The following is a 22,408-nucleotide window of genomic DNA, read 5'->3' as shown; positions in this document are numbered from 1 at the left end:
CTCGCGTTAGGTTAGAGATGTGCGGTCGGGTGCCCGCTAAAGTCCCGCCCCCGGAAGGTGTGGTCGGGGCGAGGCGGGTACGCCCGGGGCAGTCATGCACTGCCGCTCGCGAGGCCGGGCGTCCTGCCCTGACCTCAGACCTGGTCTCGCGAATCCGCCTTCCGTCCGAGCGCGGCCCCTCCCGGCTCTGGCACCCGCATCCCATGAGCACGTCAGGAGCATGTATGCCGTCCCGCACCAGCCGCACTCCCGGGGCAGATCCGGCAGGCAGTGAACTCGACCAGGAGCGCCTGCTGTCCGCTGCCGTGCGGCTCGCCGGCGAACTGCCAGCGGCACGGGCGGTGGTCGGTGTGCTGCGCGGGGGCAGTGCGGACCACGAACGGGCCGTGACTCTGTGCCGGCGCCTGACGAACCAGGGTGTCCGGAGCGTCGAGCTCAGCCCGGTGCCCTCGACCGAGCGGAGCCCTCGTGCGCCCCGGAGCCGGCAACGACCCCGCGTCCACTTCCTGCTGTACGCGGGCGGCTCCTTGCGGGATCAGGCCTACGCGCCGCGGCCTTGTGGGACCTGCCCCTGCTCGTCGAACGCCCACCGGACCGGAGTCCTTCCGAACTGATCGGCTTCAGCGCCCACCGGCGACACGTCATCGGCATCCATCTTCCCGGCGGCGACCTCGATATCGCCGTCCGCCAGGCAACCATCACCTGTCTTCAGCCCCACGCCGGCAGCGCCTCCCTGCTCCTGGACAACGAGAAAATCACCGCCCCCGCCGAGCAGCCCCTCCGTATCGACCTGACGGTCCAGGGCCGTCTCGAGGTGCACAGCGACGCCTTCGCTACCCGACGCGTCCGGCGTCTGCGCTACGCACGTCCATGGGGCGCCTACCGGCTCGACATCGACGGCACCTCAGCGCTCGACGTCCGCGCCCCGTTGCGTGTGGAGCCCATGCCTGGCCGTTTCCACCTGCTCCACCCGTGAACGCGGGCGAGGCAGTACCTGTGGTACCGCCACGGCAGCCGCTCTCGGTTGACCCCGGCCGTCCGGTCCGGACAGCCTCGAGCTGCACGGGTGACGCGAGGCGCGGGTGCAGAAGTGGGGACGCTGCGCAGTGGAAAGGACGGGGGGTCAGTCGCTCGTGGGAAGCCTGCGGTGCAGTGCGGCGGCGAAGTCCTCGGCCATTTCCAGACGTGCACGCAGCGTCTCGCACCGAGCGTCGACGACCTGGCGGTAGGAATCCAGCCGCTCCCGCAAACGCTCGGTGTCTCCACCGGCCTCACCGGCCGCCTTGAGGCTGTCGATGAGATCGAGCAGCTCCCGGGTCTCCTCCAAGGAGAAGTCCAGAGGCTTCATCCGGCGGATCACCATGAGGCGTTCGACGTCGGATTCTGTGTAGAGGCGGAACCCGCCCCTGCTGCGGGCGGAGGGTACGGCGAGACCCACTTCCTCGTAGTGACGGATCGTGCGCAGGGACAGGCCCGTCCGGCTGGAAGGCGTCGGGTATCTCTTGGGCGAGCTGTGCCGACTCTCGTTCGGCCGTCTCAAGGCCGTCCATCAGCGTCGCGGCATGCCCATGGCGGTCTTCACGCGGGCCAAGCTCGGCCCGCCCCCGCCAGCAGGCTCGGAGCGCGGTGTCAGCGTGGTGGCCCGCCAGGGCACCACCGATGCACTGTCTGTCACGGCGTCCCACCGTACTGTCCCTGTGTCCATTCCGGCTAGCCGACGCTGTATCACCTGCACGGCCTCGTCAGCGGTAGGCGGACCGTAAGTGGCGATCATGTCGAAGCGGCGGAACAGCGCCCGGTCCAGGAGCTGGTGATGATTGGTACCCGCCACGACCAGGCTTTCCGAGGGAGCCTCGTCCAGGAACAGCAGGAACGAGTTCAGGATTCTCCGGGCTTCACCGACGTCGTTGCCCGCGGCCCGCTCCGCCCCCAGAGCGTCGAACTCATCGAAGAGGTACACCGCTCTCGTCTGGGCGACGGCGTCGAAGACCAGGCGGAGCTTGGCCGCAGTCTCGCCCATGAACCGGCTGATCAACCCGTCTAGACGGATGGTGAACAACGGCAGCTTCAGCTCACCGGCTAGGGCGGCGGCGGTCATGCTCTTGCCGGTTCCCGGGGGGCCGGACAGCAGGATCCGGTGCACGGGGGTGAAACCAAAGCGCTCCAGACGGGCGCGTTGCCGCTGTTCGTGCAGTACCCGGTCCAGCGATGCGCGTAGTTCCGAGTCAAGGGTCATGTCATCGAGCTGGGTGTCGGGATAGCCCGCGGTCAGCAGACTCGACAGCTCGCCCCGGGGCTGCACTACTGGAGTGGCAGCACGGCCACCAGCTCTGTGCTCTGCTTCGTTCGAGCGGCCTCGACCAGTTCCCTCAGCTCCACAGCGAACTTCCCCTGGCCCTGACGCGCCGACTTCGCCGCCACCTGCAAGGCGACGCTGTAGAAAAGATCGTCGTCCGCTGAGGCGTGCGCGCGCACCAGGGCCTTCAGGTGGCCGGCGTTCGCTGCCATACGCCTGTCACCCTTTCTTGCCCGCCGCTGTCAATGAGGTCCGCTGGATCTGTACCCAGGTGCCGGTGGAAGCACCAGCGTCTGCATCGTACGGCCCAGGCCGACCGGTTGCTGCCGGGATGGGGCCGGTTGTCCGGGAGCTCAGAATGACGCCGAGTCCAACGACCGGCCGTGGCCACCACTTGAAGATCACGACCGACGCGGACCGGCCCAACCGAGAACACGGCGGCGTCTTCCTCGGTGGGCGGTGAGCAATCGCCGGCCTGCAAGGTGACGAATCTGGATCTCAGCGGGCGGCGTCCTGGCGGCGCAGGCTTTCAACCGGGCGCAGCCGCCACGCTAGGCGTCTCAGTGCCGCCGTGCGGAGAGGCCCTCGTCGGTGGCAGCGATGCACGCGCGGTGCATCGGACCATCCTGGCGACGACCGATGGGGATGTGGTGGTGAAGGCTGGACCCGCGAAGCGGTGGGCAAGCGGGTCAGGGTCGTGATCATGCTGGTTGACGACCCGGGCTGGCGTCCGGCCAGCACGTGATGCGGCGCGTTCTGTACTCCTGTGCCTTCTGGGGTGCAGTCGGTGGAAAGCCGACGTAGGGGGCCGCTGCCGCCTGCGCAGTCGGTCACCGCCCGGGTGCGCGGTTGGCACCATTTACTGGCGCCGTTCCTTCCACACCGTCACGACCGACGGCCGCGGAATGCCGCCCGGTCCGTCGGGCCACGGAGCCCGGGTTCTCGGCCGTGGCGCCGTTGGTTTCGCCCGGGTGCTGGGGCGCCACGAGGACGCGGTCCTCGGTGATGGTCGGGCCGCAGCACTCGGCGCCCTTGGGCATGGTGAGGAACTGCTGTACATGTCCGCGTTCGGACCCCTTGACCGGCACGGCGAAGAGCCCGTCGTTGGAGACGAGTGCGTTGCCGTCGGTGGCGATCCACAGGTTGCCGTGGGGGCCGAAGGCGAGGTTGTCCGGGCGGGAGATCGGACTGACCCGCCTCTTGTCGAAGCCGACGAAGTACGTGGACGGGTCGTCGGGGTCGCCGCAGACCAGCATCAGGCGCCAGCTGAAGGACTTGGAGGCGGCGCCGCCGCGTCGCTCTTCCAGTTCCAGGACGTGACCATGCTTGTTGCCCTTGCGGGCCTCGTCGGGGCCGGCTCTGCCGGTGGCGCCGCGGTCCTTGTTGTTGGTCAGGGCGACGTAGAGGCGGCCCGTGCGGGGGTGGGGTTCGACGTGCTCGGGGCGGTCCATCTTCGTGGCGCCGACCTTGTCGGCGGCCAGTCGCGTGAAGACGTCGACCTCGTCGGCGCTCATGCCGGGCACGTGGGAGATGTCGCTCGTGGCGAGTGGGATCCACTCGCCGCCGCCGTCGAAGGCGCCGTCCTCGGGCAGCCGGCCGGTGCCGTCGACCTCATCTGCTGGACTGTCGCCGGTGAACTTGGCGACGTACAGGGTGCCTTCGTCGAGCAGCCTCATGTTGTGCTCGCGGGCGGTGCGGCTGACACCCTTGCGGTACGAGTGGGGCGATACGTGTTTGTAGAGGTAGTCGAAGCGCTCGTCGTCACCCATGTAGAGCGCGACCCGGCCGTCGCGGGTCAGGCGGGGCTCGGCGGCCTCGTGTTTGAAGCGGCTCAGGGCCGTGCGCTTGCGCGGGGTCGACGTCGGGTCGTACGGGTCGATTTCGACGATCCAGCCGTGCCGGTTGGGCTCGTTGGGCTCCTTGGCGATGTCGAAGCGGTCGTCGAAGCGCCCCCACTTGCGGCCGCTCGCCCCGGTGGGCAGGCCGTACCGGGCCAGGCGCGTCTTGGCGACCGGGTCGTTGACGGTGGCTGCGTTCGCGAAGTACTGGTTGAAGTTCTCCTCGCCCGACAGGACGGTTGCCCAGGGCGTGATGCCGCCGCCGCAGTTGTTCAGGGTGCCCAGGACCGTGCGGCCGGTGGGGTCGGCGTGTGTCTTGAGGAGGTCGCTGCCCGCGGCCGGGCCAGTGGACCGGATGGGCGTGGTGGCCGTGATGCGGCGGTTCAACGGGTCGCCGGCCATCGGCCACAGGCGGCCGGAACGGTTGTCGGCGCGAACCACCAGGACGGTGAGGCCGTGGGCGGCCCAGGCGATCTCCACCTGGTCACGTGTCGGATCGGCCGGGTCGTAGCTGAAGTGCATGATCTCTTCATTGGTGTACTCGTGGTTGACCACGAGCAGCTGGTGGTCGCGGCGGTGCGGCAGGCCGAGCAGGGCCATGTAGTCGGCGTTGTATCCGAACTGCCACGCCTGGGCCCGAGGGCTCTGTCGGCGGGCGTCGAAGCGCGGAGCCCCGGCGAGGACCGGGTCGCCCCAGCGGATGACCACCTGCTGGGCGTAGCCGTCGGGGACCGTCACGGCGTCCGCGGTGTTCGGGGCGACCGGCTCGAACCCGAGGCCGCGCGGAGGGCGGCGGCCTGCCGTGGGCGCCGCGGGTGCGGGAGAGGCCGCGAGGGTGGTTCCACCGGCGGCCAGGGCGATCACGGCACTGCCTTTGAGGACGCCTCTGCGTGAGAGGGCCCGCTGCACGATGTCACCGAAGTACGGGGTGAGGGAGCGGTTCGGGGCGTCGTGGGAGCAGGCGTCGGCGCCGCGGTAGCGGCAGGTCAGGGCTGACCGCGCAGTGTTGTGGCCGGCGGGCAGCAGGGGCAGGCCGGTGCGGATGTCGGGCTGTTCGGGCACAAGTTCCTCCACGCGTTTGGGGGACGGGAGTGTCGCCACCGATGTATAGGTGGATGTCGATGAATGACGCTGGGTGTGCCCCGCGTGCGCCGACGCAGCCGAACGGTGAACACCGGCCGAACTCTGATCCCGTGCGGCCGGCGGGACCCTGTGGCTTCCGGAATCCCGCCGTCATATAGAACAAGATCAGTCTATATAGATGGGTAGCTATAGTTCATGCGGGAGAGGTCTCCCATACACTGCGTGTTCATATAGTCAGACTTTGATCCAAGTGTCAGAGCGGAGCGCGCAGCGCACCCGTCCACCGCCGGGACATCCGGCAGACGCGAGGGTCGAGAGTCGTGAACATTTCCACTTCGTTGCGCCGGGCCAAGGCACCCCTGGTCCTGACGGCTGCTGTGATGCTGGCGGCGAGCGCGTGCGGCGGCGGTGACGCCGGCTCGGGTGACGGTGGCAGCGGTGATGAACTGTCGGGCGCGGTCAAGATCGACGGCTCCAGCACCGTGGCTCCGCTGACCAGCGCAGCCTCCGAGTTTTACGCCGAGGAGCAGCCGAAGGTCCGGGTCACGGTCGCCACGTCCGGCACGGGCGGCGGGTTCAAGAAGTTCTGCGTCGGCGAGACCGACATCTCCAACGCCTCCCGTCCGATCAAGGACGAGGAGATCAAGACCTGCGAGGAGAACGGGGTCAAGTACGAGCAGTTCTCCGTCGCCAACGACGGCCTCTCCGTCGTGGTCAGCAAGGACAACGACTGGGCCGACTGCCTGACCGTCGAGCAGCTCAAGAAGATCTGGGAGCCCGGCTCCAAGGTGAACAGCTGGAACCAGGTCGACCCCAAGTTCCCCGACGAGCCGCTGAAACTGTTCGGCGCGGGCACCGACTCCGGCACCTTCGACTACTTCACCGAGGCCATCAACGGCGAGGAGGGCGCCTCCCGCACCGACTACAGCGGCAGCGAGGACGACAACGTCACTGTGACCGGCGTGTCCGGGACCAAGGGCGGCATGGGCTACTTCGGCTTCTCCTACTTCGAGGAGAACGCGGACAAGCTGAAGCTGCTCCAGGTCGACGGCGGCGACGGCTGTGTCACACCGAGCGTGGAAACCGTGCAGGACGGTTCGTACAAGCCGCTGGGCCGGCAGCTGTTCATCTACCCCTCGGCCAAGGCGCTGGAGAAGCCCGAGGTGGTCGACTTCGTCGAGTACTACGTGGAGAACCACAAGAAGATCGCCGAGGACTCCAAGTTCATCCCGCTCAACGCCCAGCAGGAGAAGGAACTCGATGCGGCACTGGCGAAGCTGAAGGAATCCGCCAAGTGACCGCTTCCGACGCTTCGTCCGCCGCGGGGGCCGTCTCCCGGTCCCTGCGGCGGACGCGTCCGCGCTACGGCGAAGCCGTGATCAAGGGGATGCTGCTGACCGCGGCCCTGGTGTCGGTCGCCACCACCGTGGGGATCGTCGTCTCGCTGATCCCCCCGGCCGTGGAATTCTTCCGGACGGTCAGCGTCTCCGAGTTCCTCACCGGTACGCAGTGGACGCCGCTCTTCGCCGAGAAGCACTTCGGCGTGCTGCCGCTGGTCGCCGCCACTCTCGTCATCACCAGTATCGCCCTGCTGATCGCCATTCCGGTCGGTCTCGGTGCGGCGATCTACCTCAGTGAGTACGCCGACCCCCGGCTCCGGCAGTGGCTCAAGCCCAGTCTGGAGGTCCTCGCGGGCATCCCCACCGTCGTGTACGGCTTCTTCGCGCTGGCCTTCATCACCCCGCTGCTGAAGGACATCCTGCCGAGCGGCTGGACACTCGACGTCCGCAACGGCCTGGCGGCGGGTCTGGTGATGGGCGTGATGATCGTGCCCACCATCGCCTCGCTCACCGAGGACGCGCTGTCCGCGGTGCCGCACGCACTGCGTGAGGGTTCCTTCGCGCTCGGCTCCGGCAAGCGTACGACCTCGGTCCGCGTCGTCGTCCCGGCCGCCCTGTCCGGCATTGTCGCCGCCTGCGTCCTCGGCATCTCCCGGGCCGTCGGCGAGACGATGATCGTGCTCATCGCGGCAGGCGTGAGCGCCGAGTTCACCATCAAGCCGCTGGGTGAGATGGAGACCATGACCGCGTTCATCGCGCGCGCCGCCTCCGGTGACGTCCCGGTCGGCTCGATCTCCTACAACACCATCTTCGCGGTGGGCGCTCTCCTGTTCCTGGCGACCTTCGTGATGAACCTGATCAGCATCCGGCTGGTCCGCAAGTACCGGGAGGTGTACGAATGACCGCCCCCGTGAAGGACGCGGTGCCGACGGCGGAGGCCCGCCGCGGGATGCTGGCCGGCCCGCGGTTCCGGCCGGGTGAGAGCCTGTTCCGCTGGCTGCTGCTCGCCTGCCTCGCCCTCGGCATCGTCTTCCTGGTCTCCCTGCTGGCCTACGTCCTCGTCGAGGCGTGGCCCCGCCTGGACTCCCGGCTGTGGACCAACTTCCCCTCCATCCGCCGCCCCGAGAACGCCGGCGCCCAGTCCGCGATCTACGGCACGATCTGGGTGATCTCCTTCACCGCGCTGTTCTGCCTGCCGACCGGCATCATGGCGGCGGTCTACCTGGAGGAGTACGCGGACCAGGAGCGCTGGTACAACCGGCTGATCGAGGTCAACATCCAGAACCTGGCCGCTGTGCCCTCGATCATCTACGGCATCCTCGGACTCGGCCTGCTGGCCCGGCAACTCGCCCTGGGCACCACGGTGCTCACCGCGTCGCTGACGCTGTCCCTGCTGGTGCTGCCCGTGGTGATCATCTCTTCTCGGGAGGCGATCAGGGCCGTGCCCAGGTCCATCCGGCAGGCGTCGCTGGCCCTGGGCGCCACCCAGTGGCAGACGATCTGGCGTCAGGTACTTCCCGCCGCCGTACCGGGCATCGCGACCGGATCGATTCTCGCGCTGTCCCGCGCGATCGGTGAGGCGGCGCCGGTGATCATGCTGGGCGCGGTCACCTTCGTCATGTTCAACCCCGAGGGCCTGCAGAGCGAGTACACCGTGCTCCCGGTCCAGATCTACAACTGGATCAGCCAGTCCCGGGAGGAGTTCCACCACCTGGCCGCCGCCGCGATCATCCTCCTGCTGGCGATCCTGCTGGTGATGAACGCCGCCGCGATCTGGCTCCGCAACCGCTACAGCCGCCGGTGGTGACCGCCGTGCCCGAGACGCCCAGCTCCCTCAAGACGACAGCGACCGCTGTGCAGGAGACCGACATGACCTCACCCTCCGACGCCGCCACCGGCGGCACCAAGACCCCACAGGTCAGCTTCCGCGAAGCACCGGCCCTGACCAGCCCCGTCTTCGAAGTCGGCGGCCTCTCCGTCTTCTACGGCGACCACGAGGCCGTCCGCGACGTCAACATGACCATCGGAGAGCGGCAGATCACCGCGATGATCGGTCCGTCCGGCTGCGGCAAGTCCACCGTGCTGCGCTGCTTCAACCGCATGAACGACCTCATCCCGACCGCCCGCGTCGCCGGGAAGATCCACTACCACGACGAGGACCTGTACGGCCGCGACGTCGACCCCATCGAGGTGCGCCGCCGCATCGGCATGGTCTTCCAGAAGCCCAACCCGTTCCCCAAGTCGATCTACGACAACATCGCCTACGGTCCCCGGGTCGGCGGCTTCAGGGGCAACCTCGACGACCTGGTTGAGGAGACCCTCACCCACGCCGCGCTGTGGGACGAGGTCAAGGACAAGCTCAAGACCTCGGCGCTCGCCCTCTCCGGCGGTCAGCAGCAGCGGCTGTGCATCGCCCGCACCATCGCGGTGAAGCCGGAGGTGATCCTCATGGACGAGCCCTGCTCGGCCCTGGACCCCATCGCCACCGCGAAGATCGAGGACCTCATGGAGCACCTGGCCCAGGAGTTCACGATCGTCATCGTCACGCACAACATGCAGCAGGCCGCCCGCGTCTCGCACCGCACCGCCTTCTTCACCGCCGACGTCGACGACAAGGGCGTACGCCACGGCCGTCTCGTCGAGTACGACGAGACCGAACTGATCTTCTCCAACCCCTGCGACCAGCGCACCGAGGACTACATCTCCGGCCGCTTCGGCTGACCGATGCCAACTCCGACGTCCGCACCTTTGCGCACCGCACGTGAAGGAGTAATACGGGTGACACCCGAGGCACATCCGCCCCCGACGACCGCAGCCGGCGGTTCCGGTGGCCCTGACGACGGCCAGCCCGACCTGTTGCTGGCCGAGCCCGACGAGGCACTCGCCGCCCAGGCTCTGGCCCGTTTCGAGGACGTGGGCATTCGCGCCCTCGTCTGCCACGACGGCGCCGAAGCACTGCTCCAGGTCGGCGCACGCCGACCCCGCGCGGTCCTGCTGGCCGCCCCCCTGCCCGTCGTGGGCGCCGCACAAGTCACCGAGCTGATCGCCCGGCTCCACCCGGTGCCGGTCCTGGTGGGGGCCGGCGCCGAGGGAGCGGAGGAGGCGACAGCGGCGGTGGCGGCAGGCGCGATCGCCTTCGTCGCCCGCCCCTACCGGATCGAGGAGATCACCCCCCTCCTCCGCTCCGGCCGGCACGAGGGCGACGGCTCCGCCGTCCCCCTGAAGGTCGGCGACATAGAGCTCGACCCCGCGGGCTTCCACGTCTATATCCGCGGCCGCTCACTCCAGCTGCCGGTCCGTGAGTTCTTGCTGCTGCGCTACTTCATGGAGCGCCCCAACAAGCTCATCACCCGCCGCGAACTGACCCAGGCCCTGTGGGGGACGGAAGCGCCGGAGAGCAACACCCTCACCGTTCACGTGCGCCGGGTGCGCACCAAGCTGAGGGAAGAGGGGGACAGCTGCTGCTCCATCGACGCGATCCGCGGGATGGGATACCGGCTGGAGTGCGCATCCTCCTGCGCGCAGGCCAAGGGCCCGCAGCCGTCCACCACGCGGGCCACCAAGGGGACAGGGACCTGAGAACGGTGGCCGGACCCGAGGACGGCTCCTACATCGAGCTGCCGCTGTGGGCGAGGCGCTACCCGAGGTGGGGCATCGTGCACGGGCGACACCACATCCCCGACGTCGGCACCCTCTTCCACCGCAAGGGCCGGCTCTCCAGGAAGGTCCAGGTCCGGTTCCGGGCGGCGGACCAGACGGCGTGGCAGACCTTCACCACCGACCCGAAGACCCTCATGGAGATCATCACGGCCGGCACGCTGGCCGAGGCCCGGACGCTGATCTCACTGTGTCTGACAGACGCGGACACATGAGAGGGCACCCCATGGACTCCGGCCGGCGGGCTGCTTGGCGGTGCCCCGCCGGCCGGTTCACGCAACAGCCTCAGCGCCCGAGCGGCCGACCCCCCGGAGGATGCACCGGGGCACTCTCAGGCCCGGGAACCTCTGCCGCCAGGAGTTCACCCACCAGCGCGTCGACGCGTGTGGCGAGCGCGTCCCGTACCGCCCGTGCGCTCTCGATGTCCAGGCCGCCCAGGTCGGGCAGGTCCCAGTCGAGGTAGCGGCGTCCGGGCCGGACCGGGCAGGCGTCGCCGCAGCCCAGGGTGACGACGACGTCGGCAGCGGTGACGACCTCGGCGGTGAGTGGCTTGGGGAACTCCTCGCCCGGGTCCAGGTCCTCCTCAGCCAGCAGCCGGAGGACGACCGGCGCGATCGCCGGGCCGGGATCGGAACCGGCCGTCAGCACCCGGACGCCGTCGCCCGCCCGGTGCCGCAGCAGAGCCGCAGCCAGCTGAGAGCGGCCGGCGTTCTCGGTGCACACGAACAGCACCTCGGGCACCGGCTTCGGTGACAGCCCCATCCCGCGGGCCAGGGCACCGAGCCGCTGATCGGCGAACCGCTCGACCAACACCGCAAGGTGGGTGCCCACACGGGCCTTCGCCGACAGCACCCACGAGCATTCCTCCACGTAGCGCTCGACCGTCTCGGCGGAGAAGGCCCTGCCGTGGCGCGCGGCCAGGCGGGCCGTGATCCGTTCGAGTAGAGGGGCGATGTCCCGCAGGGGTGGGGCTGCTCGGCGGTGTCGGCCGAGAGGAATGTGCTCGTCCATGGGGCGGCTCCTCGGTGGACGGCTCACGCCGCCTCGCTCACCACAGATAATAGGCAAGTGTCTATCTTCTGGATAGGTGCGGGCTTAAGTGAACGGTTGGTGAACAAGGACTCCGCTGTGTCCTCGAACACACGGTTGACGGATGGGCCACGCCTATGGTGAATAGATGGCTATCACTGAACTGGGCGCCGCGGAGGAAGCGGGCGAGACCACGGCTGAGACCTGTAGCCCCGGCCTCGCGTGCCTGCTCATCGAGCGGTACGAGGCCGAGCGCCTTGCCCTCATGCTCAAGGCCATCGCCGACCCCACGCGGCTGCAGATCTTCCGCATCATCGAGCGTGCGCCGGCCGGCGAAGCCTGCGTCTGCGACCTCGCCGACTGCCTGGGTTTCCGGCAGCCGACCGTGAGTCACCACCTGAAGATCATGACCGAGGCGGGCCTGCTGAACCGCGAACGCCGCGGTACCTGGTCCTGGTACTCGGTGAACTACGACGGTCTGAACAAGGTGCGCGCGATCCTCGACCCGGCGGTCGGCAGCGCGGCGACGCGCGCTCCCGACCGGGTGTGACCGCAGTACCGGGCGAGTCGGAACCGCACGCGGCGCAAGGGCCGGTCCTCCGCGAGGCCGGCCCCTTGCCTTCGCGGCTCAGCCGAGGTGGTCGGCCAGCTCACGCTCCAGCGCGGCCTTCGGCTTGGCGCCGACGATCGTCTGGACGACTTCGCCGCCCTTGTAGACGTTCATCGTAGGGATGGACATCACGCCGTACCTGGCGGCGGTGCCCGGGTTCTCGTCGATGTTGAGCTTCACGATCTCGATCGCGTCGCCGTGCTCGGCCGCGATCGCCTCCAGCGAGGGGGCGAGCTGGCGGCAGGGACCGCACCAGGCCGCCCAGAAGTCGACGAGCACGGGCTTGTCGCTCCGGAGGACGTCCTGGTCGAAGGAGTCGTCGGTGACGTTCTTGAGGGCCATGTGGGTCTCCTCGTACGGGGTGGAACGGGTTGCCGTCAGGCGACCGCGACGACCTCGGCCGGCACGGACGCACCGGACAGGGCCGCGTCGGACAGGGCCGCGTCGGACAGGGCCGCGTCGGACAGGGCCGCACCGGACAGGGCCGCGAGATACCGCTCGGCGTCGAGCGCCGCGGCGCAGCCGGAGCCGGCCGCGGTGATGGCCTGGCGGTAGGTGTGATCGACGACGTCGCCGGCGCCGAAGACGCCCGGGACGTTCGTGCGGGTCGAAGGCGACTCGACCTGCAGGTAACCCTCGGAGTCGAGGTCCAGCTGCCCCTTGAAGAGCTCGGTGCGCGGGTCGTGGCCGATGGCGATGAACAGGCCGGTCGCGGCCAGCTCACGCGTCTCGCCGGTCAGGGTGTCGCGCAGCGTCATGCCGGACAGCATGCCGTTCTCCTCGTGGAGTGCGGCGACTTCGCTGTCGAAGGCGAAGGAGATTTTGTCGTCGGAGAAGGCGCGGTTCTGCATGACCTGGGAGGCGCGCAGGGTGGAGCGCCGGTGCACGACGGTCACCGACCGGGCGAAGCGGGTGAGGAAGGTGGCCTCCTCCATGGCGGTGTCGCCGCCGCCGACGACCACGATGTCGCGGGCGCGGAAGAAGAAGCCGTCGCAGGTCGCGCACCAGGACACGCCTCGCCCGGACAGTTCGTCCTCCTTGGGCAGGCCGAGCTTGCGGTAGCCGGAGCCCGTGGCGACGATCACCGTCTTCGCGCGGTGGACGGTACCGGCGGTGTCGGTGACGGTCTTGACGTCACCGGTCAGGTCGACGGCGACGATGTCGTCGTCGATCATCTCGGCGCCGAACCTCTCGGCCTGGGCCCGCATGCTTTCCATGAGCTCGGGGCCCTGGACACCGTCGGGGAAGCCGGGGAAGTTCTCGACCTCGGTCGTGGTCGTGAGCGAGCCGCCGACGAGGATCGCGCCGCCGAAGACGAGGGGGGTCAGGCCGGCGCGGGCGGTGTAGAGGGCGGCGGTATAGCCGGCCGGTCCCGACCCGATGATGATGACGTCGCGGACGTCCGTGGCGGTGCTCATGCCTGCGGCTCCGGGGCGATCTCCTTGATCAGGCCCTCGACCAGCACCTTGATCTCGTCGCGGATGGGGCGGACGGCCTCGACGCCCTGGCCGGCCGGGTCCTCCAGCTGCCAGTCCAGGTACCGCTTGCCGGGGAAGACCGGGCAGGTGTCGCCGCAGCCCATGGTGATGCAGACGTCGGACTCCTTGACCGCGTCCACGGTCAGCATCTTGGGTACCTCGGCGGAGATGTCGATGCCGACCTCGCGCATCGCTTCCACGGCGGCGGGGTTGACGTCGTCGCCCGGGTTGGAGCCGGCGGAACGGACCTCGACGCGGTCCCCGGCCAGGTGGGTCAGCCACGCGGCGGCCATCTGCGAGCGGCCGGCGTTGTGGACACAGACGAACAGCACGGAGGGCTTGTCGGACATCAGGAGGTCTCTCTTGTCTCACGACGGCATCAGGCGCGAATGACTTCAGCACCCGGTGGTGTCAGTCACCACTGATGTGAGAGTATCAGTACATGATGACGTCAGTCGACACTGACCTGATCCGGGTTCTGGCGGACCCGCTCAGGCTGCAGATCGTGACCCTGCTCGCCAGAGAGACGCTGTGCACCTCCCACCTCGTGGAGGAGACCGGCGCCCGGCAGACCAACCTCTCCAACCACCTGAGAGTGCTGCGCGAGGCGGGTGTCGTCGAGACGGAGCCGTGCGGTCGCTACACGTACTACAAGGTGCGTCCGGACGTCATCGCCTCGCTCGCCGGTCAGTTCGCCGACCTGGCCGAGTCCGCCCGCAACGCCGCCGACAACAAGAGGGCCTGTCCGTGACCCGCACCGAAACACCCGCGACGAGCACCGAGGAGTCCTCGGTCGTCGCGAAGCTGTCGACGCTCGACCGCTTCCTCGCCGTCTGGATCCTCCTCGCCATGGCCGTCGGCCTCGGTCTGGGCCGAGCCGTCCCGGGCCTGAACGACGCCCTCGCCAAGGTCGAGATCGGCGGCATCTCCCTGCCGATCGCCATCGGCCTGCTGATCATGATGTATCCGGTCCTGGCCAAGGTCCGCTACGACAAGCTCGACGCCGTCACGGGCGACCGCAGGCTCATGGCCTCGTCGCTGGTGATCAACTGGATCGTCGGCCCGGCGGTGATGTTCGCGCTCGCGTGGATCTTCCTGCCGGACCTGCCCGAGTACCGCACCGGCCTGATCATCGTCGGGCTCGCCCGCTGCATCGCCATGGTCATCATCTGGAACGACCTCGCCTGCGGCGACCGCGAGGCGGCGGCCGTGCTCGTGGCGCTCAACTCGGTGTTCCAGGTCCTGGCGTTCGGTCTGCTCGGCTGGTTCTACCTCGACCTGCTGCCCGGCTGGCTGGGCCTGGGCGACGGTGAACACCTGGACATCTCCATGTGGGAGATCGCCCTGAACGTCGTCATCTTCCTCGGCGTCCCCCTGCTGGCCGGCTTCCTCACCCGCCGCATCGGCGAGAAGAAGCTCGGCCGCGAGAAGTACGAGTCGAAGTTCCTTCCGAAGATCGGCCCGTGGGCGCTCTACGGCCTGCTGTTCACGATCGTCATCCTCTTCGCTCTCCAGGGGAAGACGATCACCTCCCAGCCGTTCGACGTCGCACGCATCGCACTGCCGCTGCTGGTGTACTTCGCCGTGATGTGGGCCGGCACCTTCCTGCTGGGCAAGGCGATCGGCCTCGCCTACGACCGCACGGCCACCCTCGCCTTCACCGCCGCCGGCAACAACTTCGAGCTGGCCATCGCCGTCGCCATCGCCACCTTCGGCGTCACCTCGGGCCAGGCCCTGTCCGGCGTCGTGGGACCGCTCATCGAGGTGCCCGTCCTGATCGGCCTCGTCTACGTGTCCCTGGCCTGGCGCAAGAAGTTCACCCCGTCCGCTCTGACCACTGAGGGCGGGAACCACTGATGCACTGCCTGGACCGCCGCGCACCGGGAACGACCAGCACGGCCGTCGGCGTCTGCCACGGGCACACGCTCGTCGCCCATCGCGTCGTGCGCGGAGGACCCCTCCTCGGACGACCCGGCAAGGTCATGGCCCGCACCGCTCGGTGCACCACGTGCGCGGTGGTACAGGCGGCATGACACAGCACACCGACGTGGTGGTGATCGGCGGCGGCCAGGCAGGGCTCGCCGCCGGCTACCACCTGCGCCGCCAGGGCCTGGACTTCGTCGTCCTCGACGCCCAGGCCACCCCCGGCGGGGCCTGGCAGCACACCTGGGACTCGCTCCACCTGTTCTCCCCGGCCGCCTTCTCCTCCCTCCCCGGCCGCCTCATGCCGACGCAGCCGGGCCAGGAGTACCCGGACGCTGGGCACGTGGTGGCCTATCTGAGTGATTACGAGAAGCGCTACGACCTCCCCGTGCGGCGACCGGTCCGGGTGGTCGGCGTGCACGACGACGGACGGCTGCTGCGAGTGGAGACCGACTCCGGCACGTGGCACGGACGCGCGGTGATCAGCGCGACCGGCACTTGGTGGCGTCCCTTCCTCCCCGGCGTCCCCGGCCGCGGGGACTTCGAGGGCAGGCAACTGCACACCGTCTCCTACCGCAGACCGCGGGACTTCGCGGGCCAGCGCGTGATCGTCGTCGGGGGCGGCAACTCCGGCGCACAGATTGCCGCCGACCTCGCCCACGACACCGAACTGACCTGGGTGACCCAGCGTCCGCCCCGCTTCCTCGCCGACGACATCGACGGCCGTGCCCTGTTCGACGCGGCCACCGCCCGCCGCCGCGCCCTCGACGAGGGCCGCACGGACACCGGGGGCGTCGCCTCACTGGGGGACATCGTCGCCGTAGCGCCCGTGCGCGAGGCCAGGGACGCCGGGCGGCTCAAGGGGTCGCCCATGTTCGTCCGGCTCGACCGTGACGGCGTCGTCTGGGCCGACGGCACGCGGGCGCCCGCCGACGCGGTGATCTGGTGCACCGGCTTCCGGCCCGCCCTCTCGCACCTGTCGCCCCTGGGCCTGCGCGGCCCGCACGGCCACATCGCCACCCAGGGCACGCGCGCCGTGGCGGACCCCCGGCTGCACCTCCTCGGATACGGGGACTGGACGGGCCCCGCCTCCGCCACGCTCATCGGCGTCGGACGGACGGCCCGCGACGCGGCGCGGGAGATCGCCGGGCTTCTCGACGCCGGAAGATGAGCCGCAGGCGGTCAGCCCAGGGTGGCGATCACCTCTCGTACCTCGGCGGCCACGGACGCCGGAAGTGGCGCGTAGTGGATCCGGGACAGTGGTGCCTGACCCGCGTCACTGGCGGTGTAGGTCAGGAATGACTTGAGCGCCGGGAGGGTCTCGGCGTCATTGCCCTTGTCGCAGACGATCTCGTAACTGACCAGCACGATCGGATACGTGCCGTCGGCGGAGGTCCGGTAGTCGAACTCCAGAAGCGCACGGCGGTCGTCGGCTCCGGCGCCTCCGCCTTCACCGCCCTCGCCCTGCTCGCCGACCTGGCCGGGGATGAGGCGGACACGCACGCCGTCTGGATCCTGCGCCGGAGCATCGGCGACGCCACCTACGGCGGTGGCGAGGCCGACCAACTCCCTGCGCGCGGCGCCCTCGGCCTGCGCGCCAAGGCGGCGGTGGAGAAGGGGTACGCCAGCGCCGTCACCGGATTCCGTACGGAAGCGGTCGAACGGGACGGCGACCGGCTGGTCCTCGTCGCCGAGGACGGCCGCCGCCTGGACCCGGTCGACGAGGTCATCGTCCTGACCGGCTTCCGCCCCGACCTCTCCTTCCTCTCCGAGCTCCGTCTCGGCCTCGACGAGCGCCTCCAGGCCCCGACCGCACTCGCCCCGCTGATCGACCCGAACGCCCACTCCTGCGGCACCGTCTACCCGCACGGCGTCAAGGAGCTCTCCCACCCCGAGCAGGGCGTCTACCTGGCCGGCATGAAGTCCTACGGCCGCGCCCCCACGTTCCTCGCCATGACCGGCTACGAACAGGTCCGCTCCATCACGGCCGCGCTCGCCGGCGACCACGAGGCGGCCGAACGCGTCGAGCTGACCCTGCCGGAGACCGGAGTGTGCGGCGGCGCGGGCCTGTTCGACGAGCCCGACGCCGAGCAGAGCGCCGAAGGCGGAGGCTGCTGCGCCGCCCCCGCCACGCTGCAGATCGGTGTCGGCGCACCGGCCGCCTCGGGTGGCTGCTGACACACCGACCCCGTTCTCAGGAGGTTGACCATGTCCCGCGTGCAACTCGCCCTACGGGTACCGGATCTCTCCGCTTCCATCGCCTTCTACACGAAGCTCTTCGGCACCGAGCCCGCCAAACTCCGCGAAGGCTACGCCAACTTCGCCGTCGCCGAGCCCCCACTCAAACTCGTTCTCATCGAAGGCGAGGCGGACGCGGCGACCTGCATGGACCACCTCGGGGTCGAGGTCGACAGCACGGAAGCTGTCCATGCCGCCACCACCCGGCTGAGCGCAGCGGGGCTGGCGACGGCCGAGGAGAACGATACGGTCTGCTGCTACGCCCTGCAGGACAAGGTCTGGGTCCGCGGCCCCGGCCAGGAGCCCTGCGAGGTCTACGTGGTCAAGGGCGACACCGACACCCTGACCAAGCAGAGCGCAGGCCCCGCTGACGCCGACGCCAGGGAAGCGGCCGACGCCGCTGAACCGCCCCGAGTGAAGTGGAGACTCGATTCCGTGTAAGGATTGAGTCATGGCACGACCCTCCCGTTACCCCCTTGAGCTGCGCCGTCGTGCGGTGCGCATGGTCGCCGAGGTGCGCGGCGACCATCGGACTGAGACGGCAGCCCTGCAGTCCGTCGTCGAGAAGCTGGACATCGGTTCCCGAGAGACGCTGCGGAACTGGGTGAAGCAGCAGGAGGTCGACGCCGGGCAGCGTCCGGGAACGACGACGGAGGAGTCCGCCCAGCTCAAGGCGCTGAAGAAGGAGAACGCCGAGTTGAAGCGGGCGAACGAGTGGCCTGCACGGTGAGGCGGAGGGTCGTGCGTGAGTTCGGCGGCGTATCCCAAGGGGTGGCTGTCAGTGGGCTGATCGGAGTGGCCCGAAAGGTTTCCGGCTACGTCATCCCGACCTCCGGGACGGCACCGCATGCTTTGCTGCAAACTCGGAACGGCTGGCAGCTGTGCTGATGGAGGAAGCAGCGCGTTGGTGCGAGGACCGGGCAAGAGTGCGGCTGGCAGGCACGCTGCGTCAGGGGCGCGTGTACACGCCGAAAGGCTAGCCTCGATCTTGCATGGTCCGCCGACGGAGTCGGTGGACCGTTTCGCTCTCGGTGGCTGATGGCGGGCATTCCGACGGCCCGAGTGTCGCCTCGGGTGGGCGCCGGGTTCCACTGCTCCGGGCTGGATCCTCTTCTCGTAGGGACAGGCGAATCTGCTGTTCAGCCGGGGTTCGGCAGGAGCGCAAGCCGTTCAAGGGCGCCGGTAATTTCATGGGTCCAGGGCCAGTGGCGGGCGAGGCGGAGGATGCGGCGCCGACCGGTGGTGACGAGCTGGGCGGCCGCGGAGAACAGGCGGAGCCGCAGCCGGCGGGGCTCGAAGAGGCGGGCCTGGCCGGTCAGGGCGAGCATGGGCATCCAGGCCAGCAGGTCGAGGGCGATCTGGACGATCTCGAGCCAGACCTTGTTCTGGGCGGTGTGGTGCGGGGGCAGGTTGCGTAGTCCGGTCGTGCGGGCGGCCCGGATGCGGTCCTCGGCCCGGGCCCGCAGGCGGTGGCGGAGCTCGAGTTCGGCGATCGGCCGGTCAGAGGTGTTGGTGGCGAAGCAGGTGATCCGCATGCCGTCCGCGTCGGTGATCCTCAACTGGGCCCCGGGATGCGGCCGTTCCTTTCGGACGATCAGTCGCATGCCCGTGGGCCAGCCGTCCAGCAGCCTGCCGGTGAGCTCGGCGACCCAGGCCCCGTCACGGACCTCACCATTGGTCTCGATGGCCGCCGTCCAGGCCGGGGCGGGGACCTTCAGCACGTGTTCGTGGATCGCTTCGGTGACCGTCATGCCGACCGAGTAGGACAGCCAGCGTCCTCGCTTCGCGAGCCAGGACACGAAGGCGTGGGTGCCGCCCGCGGAGTCGGTGCGGATCAGGGGCTGACGTCCGCGCCGGTACTTCTTCGGCAGTTGGGCCAGGGCCAGTTGAGTGGCGGTGATGTGGTCGGTGGCGGTGTTCGAGTCCGCGTTCCCGGGCCTGAGCAGGGCTGCCACCGGCTCTCCGGTGCCGCCCGGCCCGTGGTCGACGAAGGCCGTCAGCGGGTGGTGGCCCCAGGTCCGCTTCCAGGTCGGGGCCGCGTCCTCCTTGTCGGAGTGCGCGATCACCAGCACCCCGTCGAGATCGACGGTCACCGTCCCGTCGGCATCGGGCGCTTCCCGGTCGGCCAACCGCCAGACTCGTTCGCGTGCTTCGGCGCGCGCGGCCCGGATGGCCTGCAGAGCTCGGTCGCCGGAGGCGGCGAGGGTGTCGATCAGGCGGGAGACCGTCGGGTCGGAGGCGACAGGCCCGAACACGGCCGGCTCGGCCCGCGGCATGCCGACATCGGCGAGGCAGTCTCCGCCCAGCGCCGCCGCCAGGGCCACGTCCAGCAGGATCTTCCCCGGATCATGCACCGCCCGCGGCTTCCGCCACGGCGTCAGCGCCGCGGATATCGCGGTGTCCAAGCCGGCCTTGCGGACGGTCTCGACCAGCAGCACGCCCCCGGCCTGCGAGACCACCGCCCGGCCGCCGCCCTCGGTGCGGACAGACGGGTAGGACCCGATACGCTTCTTCACCTGGAGAGTGCTTCTTTCCCTACGGCGACATGACCCTAGACAAGTCACATCGTTGCAGGTCAGGAGTACTCTCCGCCTATTTGATCAAGCCTCGGACGCCCCACCTCGGTCGGGTAGCGGGGACGCATTGCTGCGTCCCCGCCCCCTCAGAACCGTGCTTGCGCCTTCCAGCGCACACGGCTCAAGCGGGCCTATGGCCGCTCAGTTCGGTGCCATTCTTCCGGTCACCGGCGTGCAGCTGCCGGTGGCACAGAGTGTGTACAACTTCCAGATTGTCGAGGTGGTCGCTTCCACCCCGGCTGCGGTATTGCAGATGGTGCACATGAATTCCCCGGTATGAGGCCGTGAACCAACGGGCCCAATCGTTGACGTCATCAGGGTCGTACCCTGCGCCTTCGATCAGGTCCTGCCCGCATCTGGGGCACAGTCCCTTCTGTCGGGCTGCTAGCAAAAGAATCCGTTTGGATTCCACTCCTGGCATCCGCTTTCGGGCTCGTTTTCTCCAGTAGCTGTCCAGTTCCGCGTCGTCCTGGGAGGAGTCTCCCTTGACCATCACGTGCCGGACGATTCCGGTCCAGGCGAACTTGGGCAAGTATCCGGCTTTGGAGCCGAAGACCCACCTGTCCTCTCGACTTTTGTCGAACTTCCCCCAATACCGCTCCCGGAGCCAGCGGGGCGTCTTCCGTCGATTGCAGTAGATCGCCCACCTTCTCAAGGCGTGGTGCGTGAAGTCGTCCAGCTTCCTGAAAGTTTCCTTCGAGACAACGTGCCGATAGTAGATGGACCATCCTCGAACAAGAGGTCCGAGGGCGCCAGCCAGACGTTCGGCGGGTGCGCCCCGGTGTTGTCGGATGATGGTCCTTATCTTCTTCTTGACCCGTTGTACTGCATCCTTGCTCGGCTTGATGATCAGCTTCTGGTCGTAGCGCCTGACATTGAATCCGAGGAAGTCAAATCCATCAGCGAGATGGACGACACGCGTCTTTTCCTCGTTGAAAGAAAGCCCTCTCGGCTGGAGCCAGACAGCTAACTTCGTTTGCAGATCATGCGCCTCCGTCTCCGAGGCGCACAACACCACGAAGTCATCGGCGTACAGAACAAGAGCGGGGGGAACATGCCTTGTCCCTCTGGCGGGAACATTTGCGTTAATCGCGCCCCCCATCCCGTGCAGGGCCACATTGAGCAACAGAGGACTGACGACTCCGCCTTGCGGCGTGCCTTCGATCGTGTGTGCGTAAGTGCCCTGCTCCATGACCCCAGCACGCAACCATCCTCTGATCTGCTGCCGGCCCGGAAACAGGCCGATGGAGTCCATGAGGTAACTGTGGCTGATGCGGTCGAAGGCCGCCGACAGGTCCGCGTCGAGAACCCACAGCCGTTTTGCGGTCTTCTGGCAGGCTATCTGGAAGATGGCCCCGATCGCGTCAGCGCATCCGCGCCCCGGCCGGAACCCGTAGGTTCGACCGTCGAACCGCGCTTCCCATTCCGGCTCTAGAGCGTTCTTCACCCTCGCCTGATTTGCGCGGTCGCGTATGACAGGAATGCCCAACGGCCGGGTCTTCCCGTTTGCCTTCGGGATGTACACACGCTTGACGGGCTTTGCCGGGATGCCCGGTTCAGCGAGAGTCTTCCTCGCCAGAGCACCCCGATCTTTCGGAGTCAGCGCGACGACCCCATCGATACCCGCCGTCTTCTTTCCGGTGCTCTGCTGTGCCACCCGGCGAACACTTGTCAAGCTGTTCGCCTTGGATCGCAGCATGAGCTTTTGCAGGTTGCGCACCCGCTTCATGTCGCCGTTCCGTGCAGCCCTGTAGATCCTCTGGCGCAGCCGCTTTACGGATGCTTCTTCTGAGCGCCAATCGATACCGGCCCAGAATTCTGCGTCGCCCTCGGGTCCGTTCATCGGGAGGGCGCACTGCGACACCAAAGACATTGTCGCCCCTCCTCCTGTCTAACTTGCGCCTCGGTGCAAGGTTTTGCCCGTTGGCTCTACATGGCCTACCTGTCCCACGTCAGCGCTCTTTCAAGCCCAGCTACAAAACTGGTATCCGCCGAGTTATACCCGGAGGGGGAGAGTCCCCAAGACCCGAGCTTTCCTCTGGGCTTTCGCCCCAGCGGCATTCGCTTCTTGGGACATCCTGTTCCCGCACTGGAGTTCTGCCTTCGTTGCCTCCGGCTTACCGGCTGACCAGCCGGACCCGTACGGGGTTCCCGTGTTCCACTGCCAACAGTTACGTCCGGACAGGGCGCCCTCTCTAAACCGACTCCCACGGTGACCTACGCTGGAAACCAGAGGTTCCCTTGAGCCTCTTTCAATGCAGCTCGCGTCGTGTCGCACTTCTCAATGCAAGGAGTTCCCACCGCCGACCGCTTTGCCATTGACGCGGTGTTCCTCATGTC

General features: G+C 68.5%; 22 protein-coding genes and 3 pseudogenes. 14 read left to right on the top strand and 11 right to left on the bottom strand.

All coding sequences use genetic code 11. From position 1 onward, the window contains the following. Nucleotides 1-556: 556 nt before the first annotated feature. On the top strand, nucleotides 557-976 hold the full coding sequence (locus B9S61_RS22370) for a hypothetical protein (RefSeq protein WP_103543866.1): 420 nt from the start codon (nucleotides 557-559) through the stop codon (nucleotides 974-976). A 147-nt stretch (nucleotides 977-1,123) separates the two neighbouring features. Here the strand turns inward: B9S61_RS22370 and B9S61_RS22365 are convergent, their stop codons facing one another. From B9S61_RS22365 to B9S61_RS22355, 4 genes and pseudogenes are all read right to left on the bottom strand, one after another. Then, nucleotides 1,124-1,540 (bottom strand): MerR family transcriptional regulator, encoded by a 417-nt coding sequence (locus B9S61_RS22365; RefSeq protein ID WP_103543865.1) that lies wholly within the window; start codon nucleotides 1,538-1,540, stop codon nucleotides 1,124-1,126. A 9-nt stretch (nucleotides 1,541-1,549) separates the two neighbouring features. Next, nucleotides 1,550-2,302, bottom strand: a complete 753-nt coding sequence (locus tag B9S61_RS22360) for an AAA family ATPase (protein WP_219819942.1) — start codon at nucleotides 2,300-2,302, stop codon at nucleotides 1,550-1,552. Beyond that, a complete protein-coding gene (locus tag B9S61_RS41630; protein ID WP_219819941.1) occupies nucleotides 2,302-2,508 on the bottom strand; it encodes a hypothetical protein in 207 nt (68 codons plus the stop codon). Before B9S61_RS41630 ends, B9S61_RS22360 begins: the two co-directional genes overlap by 1 nt. Before the next feature lie 647 nt (nucleotides 2,509-3,155). Then, a pseudogene (locus tag B9S61_RS22355) lies at nucleotides 3,156-5,178 on the bottom strand (PhoX family phosphatase). Between the two features lie 359 nt (nucleotides 5,179-5,537). Between B9S61_RS22355 and B9S61_RS22350 the strand changes: the two are divergent. The 6 genes from B9S61_RS22350 to B9S61_RS22325 all read left to right on the top strand — a co-directional run bounded on the left by B9S61_RS22350 (nucleotide 5,538) and on the right by B9S61_RS22325 (nucleotide 10,429). Beyond that, nucleotides 5,538-6,515: a PstS family phosphate ABC transporter substrate-binding protein gene (locus tag B9S61_RS22350; RefSeq protein ID WP_103543864.1), complete on the top strand. Its 978-nt coding sequence runs from the start codon at nucleotides 5,538-5,540 to the stop codon at nucleotides 6,513-6,515. Further along, the gene (pstC, locus tag B9S61_RS22345; RefSeq protein WP_258039790.1) at nucleotides 6,512-7,459 is read left to right on the top strand and encodes a phosphate ABC transporter permease subunit PstC; all 948 of its coding nucleotides are present in this window, start codon (nucleotides 6,512-6,514) and stop codon (nucleotides 7,457-7,459) included. Before B9S61_RS22350 ends, pstC begins: the two co-directional genes overlap by 4 nt. Continuing rightward, complete coding sequence (gene pstA, locus B9S61_RS22340) at nucleotides 7,456-8,364, top strand: phosphate ABC transporter permease PstA (protein ID WP_103543863.1); 909 nt, start codon at nucleotides 7,456-7,458, stop codon at nucleotides 8,362-8,364. Before pstC ends, pstA begins: the two co-directional genes overlap by 4 nt. 62 nt (nucleotides 8,365-8,426) lie before the next feature. After that, nucleotides 8,427-9,278 carry a phosphate ABC transporter ATP-binding protein PstB gene (pstB, locus tag B9S61_RS22335; RefSeq protein WP_103543888.1) on the top strand — a complete coding sequence of 284 codons (852 nt, stop codon included), beginning with the start codon at nucleotides 8,427-8,429 and terminating at the stop codon, nucleotides 9,276-9,278. A gap of 57 nt (nucleotides 9,279-9,335) precedes the next feature. Continuing rightward, nucleotides 9,336-10,136 carry a response regulator transcription factor gene (locus B9S61_RS22330; RefSeq protein WP_258039789.1) on the top strand — a complete coding sequence of 267 codons (801 nt, stop codon included), beginning with the start codon at nucleotides 9,336-9,338 and terminating at the stop codon, nucleotides 10,134-10,136. A gap of 5 nt (nucleotides 10,137-10,141) precedes the next feature. Further along, nucleotides 10,142-10,429 (top strand): hypothetical protein, encoded by a 288-nt coding sequence (locus B9S61_RS22325; RefSeq protein WP_103543861.1) that lies wholly within the window; start codon nucleotides 10,142-10,144, stop codon nucleotides 10,427-10,429. Nucleotides 10,430-10,499: 70 nt separating this feature from the next. Here the strand turns inward: B9S61_RS22325 and B9S61_RS22320 are convergent, their stop codons facing one another. Continuing rightward, nucleotides 10,500-11,225 carry a three-helix bundle dimerization domain-containing protein gene (locus tag B9S61_RS22320; protein ID WP_103543860.1) on the bottom strand — a complete coding sequence of 242 codons (726 nt, stop codon included), beginning with the start codon at nucleotides 11,223-11,225 and terminating at the stop codon, nucleotides 10,500-10,502. A 166-nt stretch (nucleotides 11,226-11,391) separates the two neighbouring features. On the opposite strand from B9S61_RS22320, the gene B9S61_RS22315 reads away from it, so the two are divergent. Continuing rightward, nucleotides 11,392-11,793 carry a helix-turn-helix transcriptional regulator gene (locus B9S61_RS22315; RefSeq protein ID WP_103543859.1) on the top strand — a complete coding sequence of 134 codons (402 nt, stop codon included), beginning with the start codon at nucleotides 11,392-11,394 and terminating at the stop codon, nucleotides 11,791-11,793. Nucleotides 11,794-11,871: 78 nt separating this feature from the next. Here the strand turns inward: B9S61_RS22315 and trxA are convergent, their stop codons facing one another. The 3 genes from trxA to B9S61_RS22300 are packed head-to-tail and all read right to left on the bottom strand — an operon-like array spanning nucleotide 11,872 to nucleotide 13,681. Continuing rightward, a complete protein-coding gene (trxA, locus tag B9S61_RS22310) occupies nucleotides 11,872-12,195 on the bottom strand; it encodes a thioredoxin (protein ID WP_103543858.1) in 324 nt (107 codons plus the stop codon). 35 nt (nucleotides 12,196-12,230) lie between these two features. Next, nucleotides 12,231-13,271, bottom strand: coding sequence for a thioredoxin-disulfide reductase (gene trxB, locus B9S61_RS22305; RefSeq protein WP_103543857.1), 1,041 nt, complete (start codon nucleotides 13,269-13,271; stop codon nucleotides 12,231-12,233). Next, nucleotides 13,268-13,681, bottom strand: coding sequence for an arsenate reductase ArsC (locus B9S61_RS22300; RefSeq protein WP_103543856.1), 414 nt, complete (start codon nucleotides 13,679-13,681; stop codon nucleotides 13,268-13,270). Before B9S61_RS22300 ends, trxB begins: the two co-directional genes overlap by 4 nt. Nucleotides 13,682-13,773: 92 nt before the next feature. Here B9S61_RS22300 and B9S61_RS22295 point away from each other — a divergent pair, with 92 nt between their 5' ends. The 3 genes from B9S61_RS22295 (at nucleotide 13,774) to B9S61_RS22285 (ending at nucleotide 16,425) form a co-directional block, all read left to right on the top strand. After that, a complete protein-coding gene (locus tag B9S61_RS22295) occupies nucleotides 13,774-14,082 on the top strand; it encodes a helix-turn-helix transcriptional regulator (RefSeq protein ID WP_103543855.1) in 309 nt (102 codons plus the stop codon). Beyond that, nucleotides 14,079-15,188, top strand: a complete 1,110-nt coding sequence (gene arsB, locus B9S61_RS22290) for an ACR3 family arsenite efflux transporter (protein ID WP_103543854.1) — start codon at nucleotides 14,079-14,081, stop codon at nucleotides 15,186-15,188. Before B9S61_RS22295 ends, arsB begins: the two co-directional genes overlap by 4 nt. Before the next feature lie 172 nt (nucleotides 15,189-15,360). Beyond that, complete coding sequence (locus B9S61_RS22285; protein ID WP_103543853.1) at nucleotides 15,361-16,425, top strand: ArsO family NAD(P)H-dependent flavin-containing monooxygenase; 1,065 nt, start codon at nucleotides 15,361-15,363, stop codon at nucleotides 16,423-16,425. A gap of 11 nt (nucleotides 16,426-16,436) precedes the next feature. Here B9S61_RS22285 and B9S61_RS22280 read toward each other — a convergent pair whose 3' ends face one another. Next, nucleotides 16,437-16,757 (bottom strand): hypothetical protein, encoded by a 321-nt coding sequence (locus B9S61_RS22280; protein ID WP_374936234.1) that lies wholly within the window; start codon nucleotides 16,755-16,757, stop codon nucleotides 16,437-16,439. On the opposite strand from B9S61_RS22280, the pseudogene B9S61_RS22275 reads away from it, so the two are divergent. The 3 genes and pseudogenes from B9S61_RS22275 to B9S61_RS22265 all read left to right on the top strand — a co-directional run. After that, nucleotides 16,668-17,432: pseudogene (locus B9S61_RS22275) on the top strand (flavoprotein); the annotation flags it as partial. The gene B9S61_RS22280 and the pseudogene B9S61_RS22275 sit on opposite strands and share 90 nt — an antisense overlap. A gap of 30 nt (nucleotides 17,433-17,462) precedes the next feature. Continuing rightward, on the top strand, nucleotides 17,463-17,933 hold the full coding sequence (locus B9S61_RS22270; protein ID WP_103543852.1) for an ArsI/CadI family heavy metal resistance metalloenzyme: 471 nt from the start codon (nucleotides 17,463-17,465) through the stop codon (nucleotides 17,931-17,933). Between the two features lie 10 nt (nucleotides 17,934-17,943). Next, nucleotides 17,944-18,204: pseudogene (locus B9S61_RS22265) on the top strand (transposase); the annotation flags it as partial. Nucleotides 18,205-18,631: 427 nt separating this feature from the next. Here the strand turns inward: B9S61_RS22265 and B9S61_RS22260 are convergent. After that, complete coding sequence (locus B9S61_RS22260; RefSeq protein WP_103543850.1) at nucleotides 18,632-20,008, bottom strand: IS1380 family transposase; 1,377 nt, start codon at nucleotides 20,006-20,008, stop codon at nucleotides 18,632-18,634. Nucleotides 20,009-20,189: 181 nt separating this feature from the next. Next, on the bottom strand, nucleotides 20,190-21,911 hold the full coding sequence (gene ltrA, locus B9S61_RS22255; RefSeq protein WP_181007482.1) for a group II intron reverse transcriptase/maturase: 1,722 nt from the start codon (nucleotides 21,909-21,911) through the stop codon (nucleotides 20,190-20,192). Nucleotides 21,912-22,408 lie beyond the last annotated feature (497 nt).

The organism is Streptomyces sp. SM1, assembly GCF_002910825.1.
In the GTDB taxonomy this organism is placed as follows: Bacteria; Actinomycetota; Actinomycetes; order Streptomycetales; family Streptomycetaceae; genus Streptomyces; species Streptomyces okerensis.
Note: the sequence above shows the minus strand (reverse complement) of the source record. Positions and strands in the feature narration are given on the sequence as shown.

Excerpts from the sequence above, each read along its gene's own strand:
- B9S61_RS22320 (WP_103543860.1), bottom strand. The coding sequence starts at position 11,225 with ATGGACGAGCACATTCCTCTCGGCCGACACCGCCGAGCAGCCCCACCC.
- B9S61_RS41630 (WP_219819941.1), bottom strand. The coding sequence starts at position 2,508 with ATGGCAGCGAACGCCGGCCACCTGAAGGCCCTGGTGCGCGCGCACGCC.
- trxB (WP_103543857.1), bottom strand. The coding sequence starts at position 13,271 with ATGAGCACCGCCACGGACGTCCGCGACGTCATCATCATCGGGTCGGGA.
- trxA (WP_103543858.1), bottom strand. The coding sequence starts at position 12,195 with ATGGCCCTCAAGAACGTCACCGACGACTCCTTCGACCAGGACGTCCTC.
- B9S61_RS22300 (WP_103543856.1), bottom strand. The coding sequence starts at position 13,681 with ATGTCCGACAAGCCCTCCGTGCTGTTCGTCTGTGTCCACAACGCCGGC.
- pstB (WP_103543888.1), top strand. The coding sequence starts at position 8,427 with ATGACCTCACCCTCCGACGCCGCCACCGGCGGCACCAAGACCCCACAG.
- pstA (WP_103543863.1), top strand. The coding sequence starts at position 7,456 with ATGACCGCCCCCGTGAAGGACGCGGTGCCGACGGCGGAGGCCCGCCGC.
- B9S61_RS22315 (WP_103543859.1), top strand. The coding sequence starts at position 11,392 with ATGGCTATCACTGAACTGGGCGCCGCGGAGGAAGCGGGCGAGACCACG.
- B9S61_RS22285 (WP_103543853.1), top strand. The coding sequence starts at position 15,361 with ATGACACAGCACACCGACGTGGTGGTGATCGGCGGCGGCCAGGCAGGG.
- B9S61_RS22295 (WP_103543855.1), top strand. The coding sequence starts at position 13,774 with ATGATGACGTCAGTCGACACTGACCTGATCCGGGTTCTGGCGGACCCG.
- B9S61_RS22270 (WP_103543852.1), top strand. The coding sequence starts at position 17,463 with ATGTCCCGCGTGCAACTCGCCCTACGGGTACCGGATCTCTCCGCTTCC.
- ltrA (WP_181007482.1), bottom strand. The coding sequence starts at position 21,911 with ATGAACGGACCCGAGGGCGACGCAGAATTCTGGGCCGGTATCGATTGG.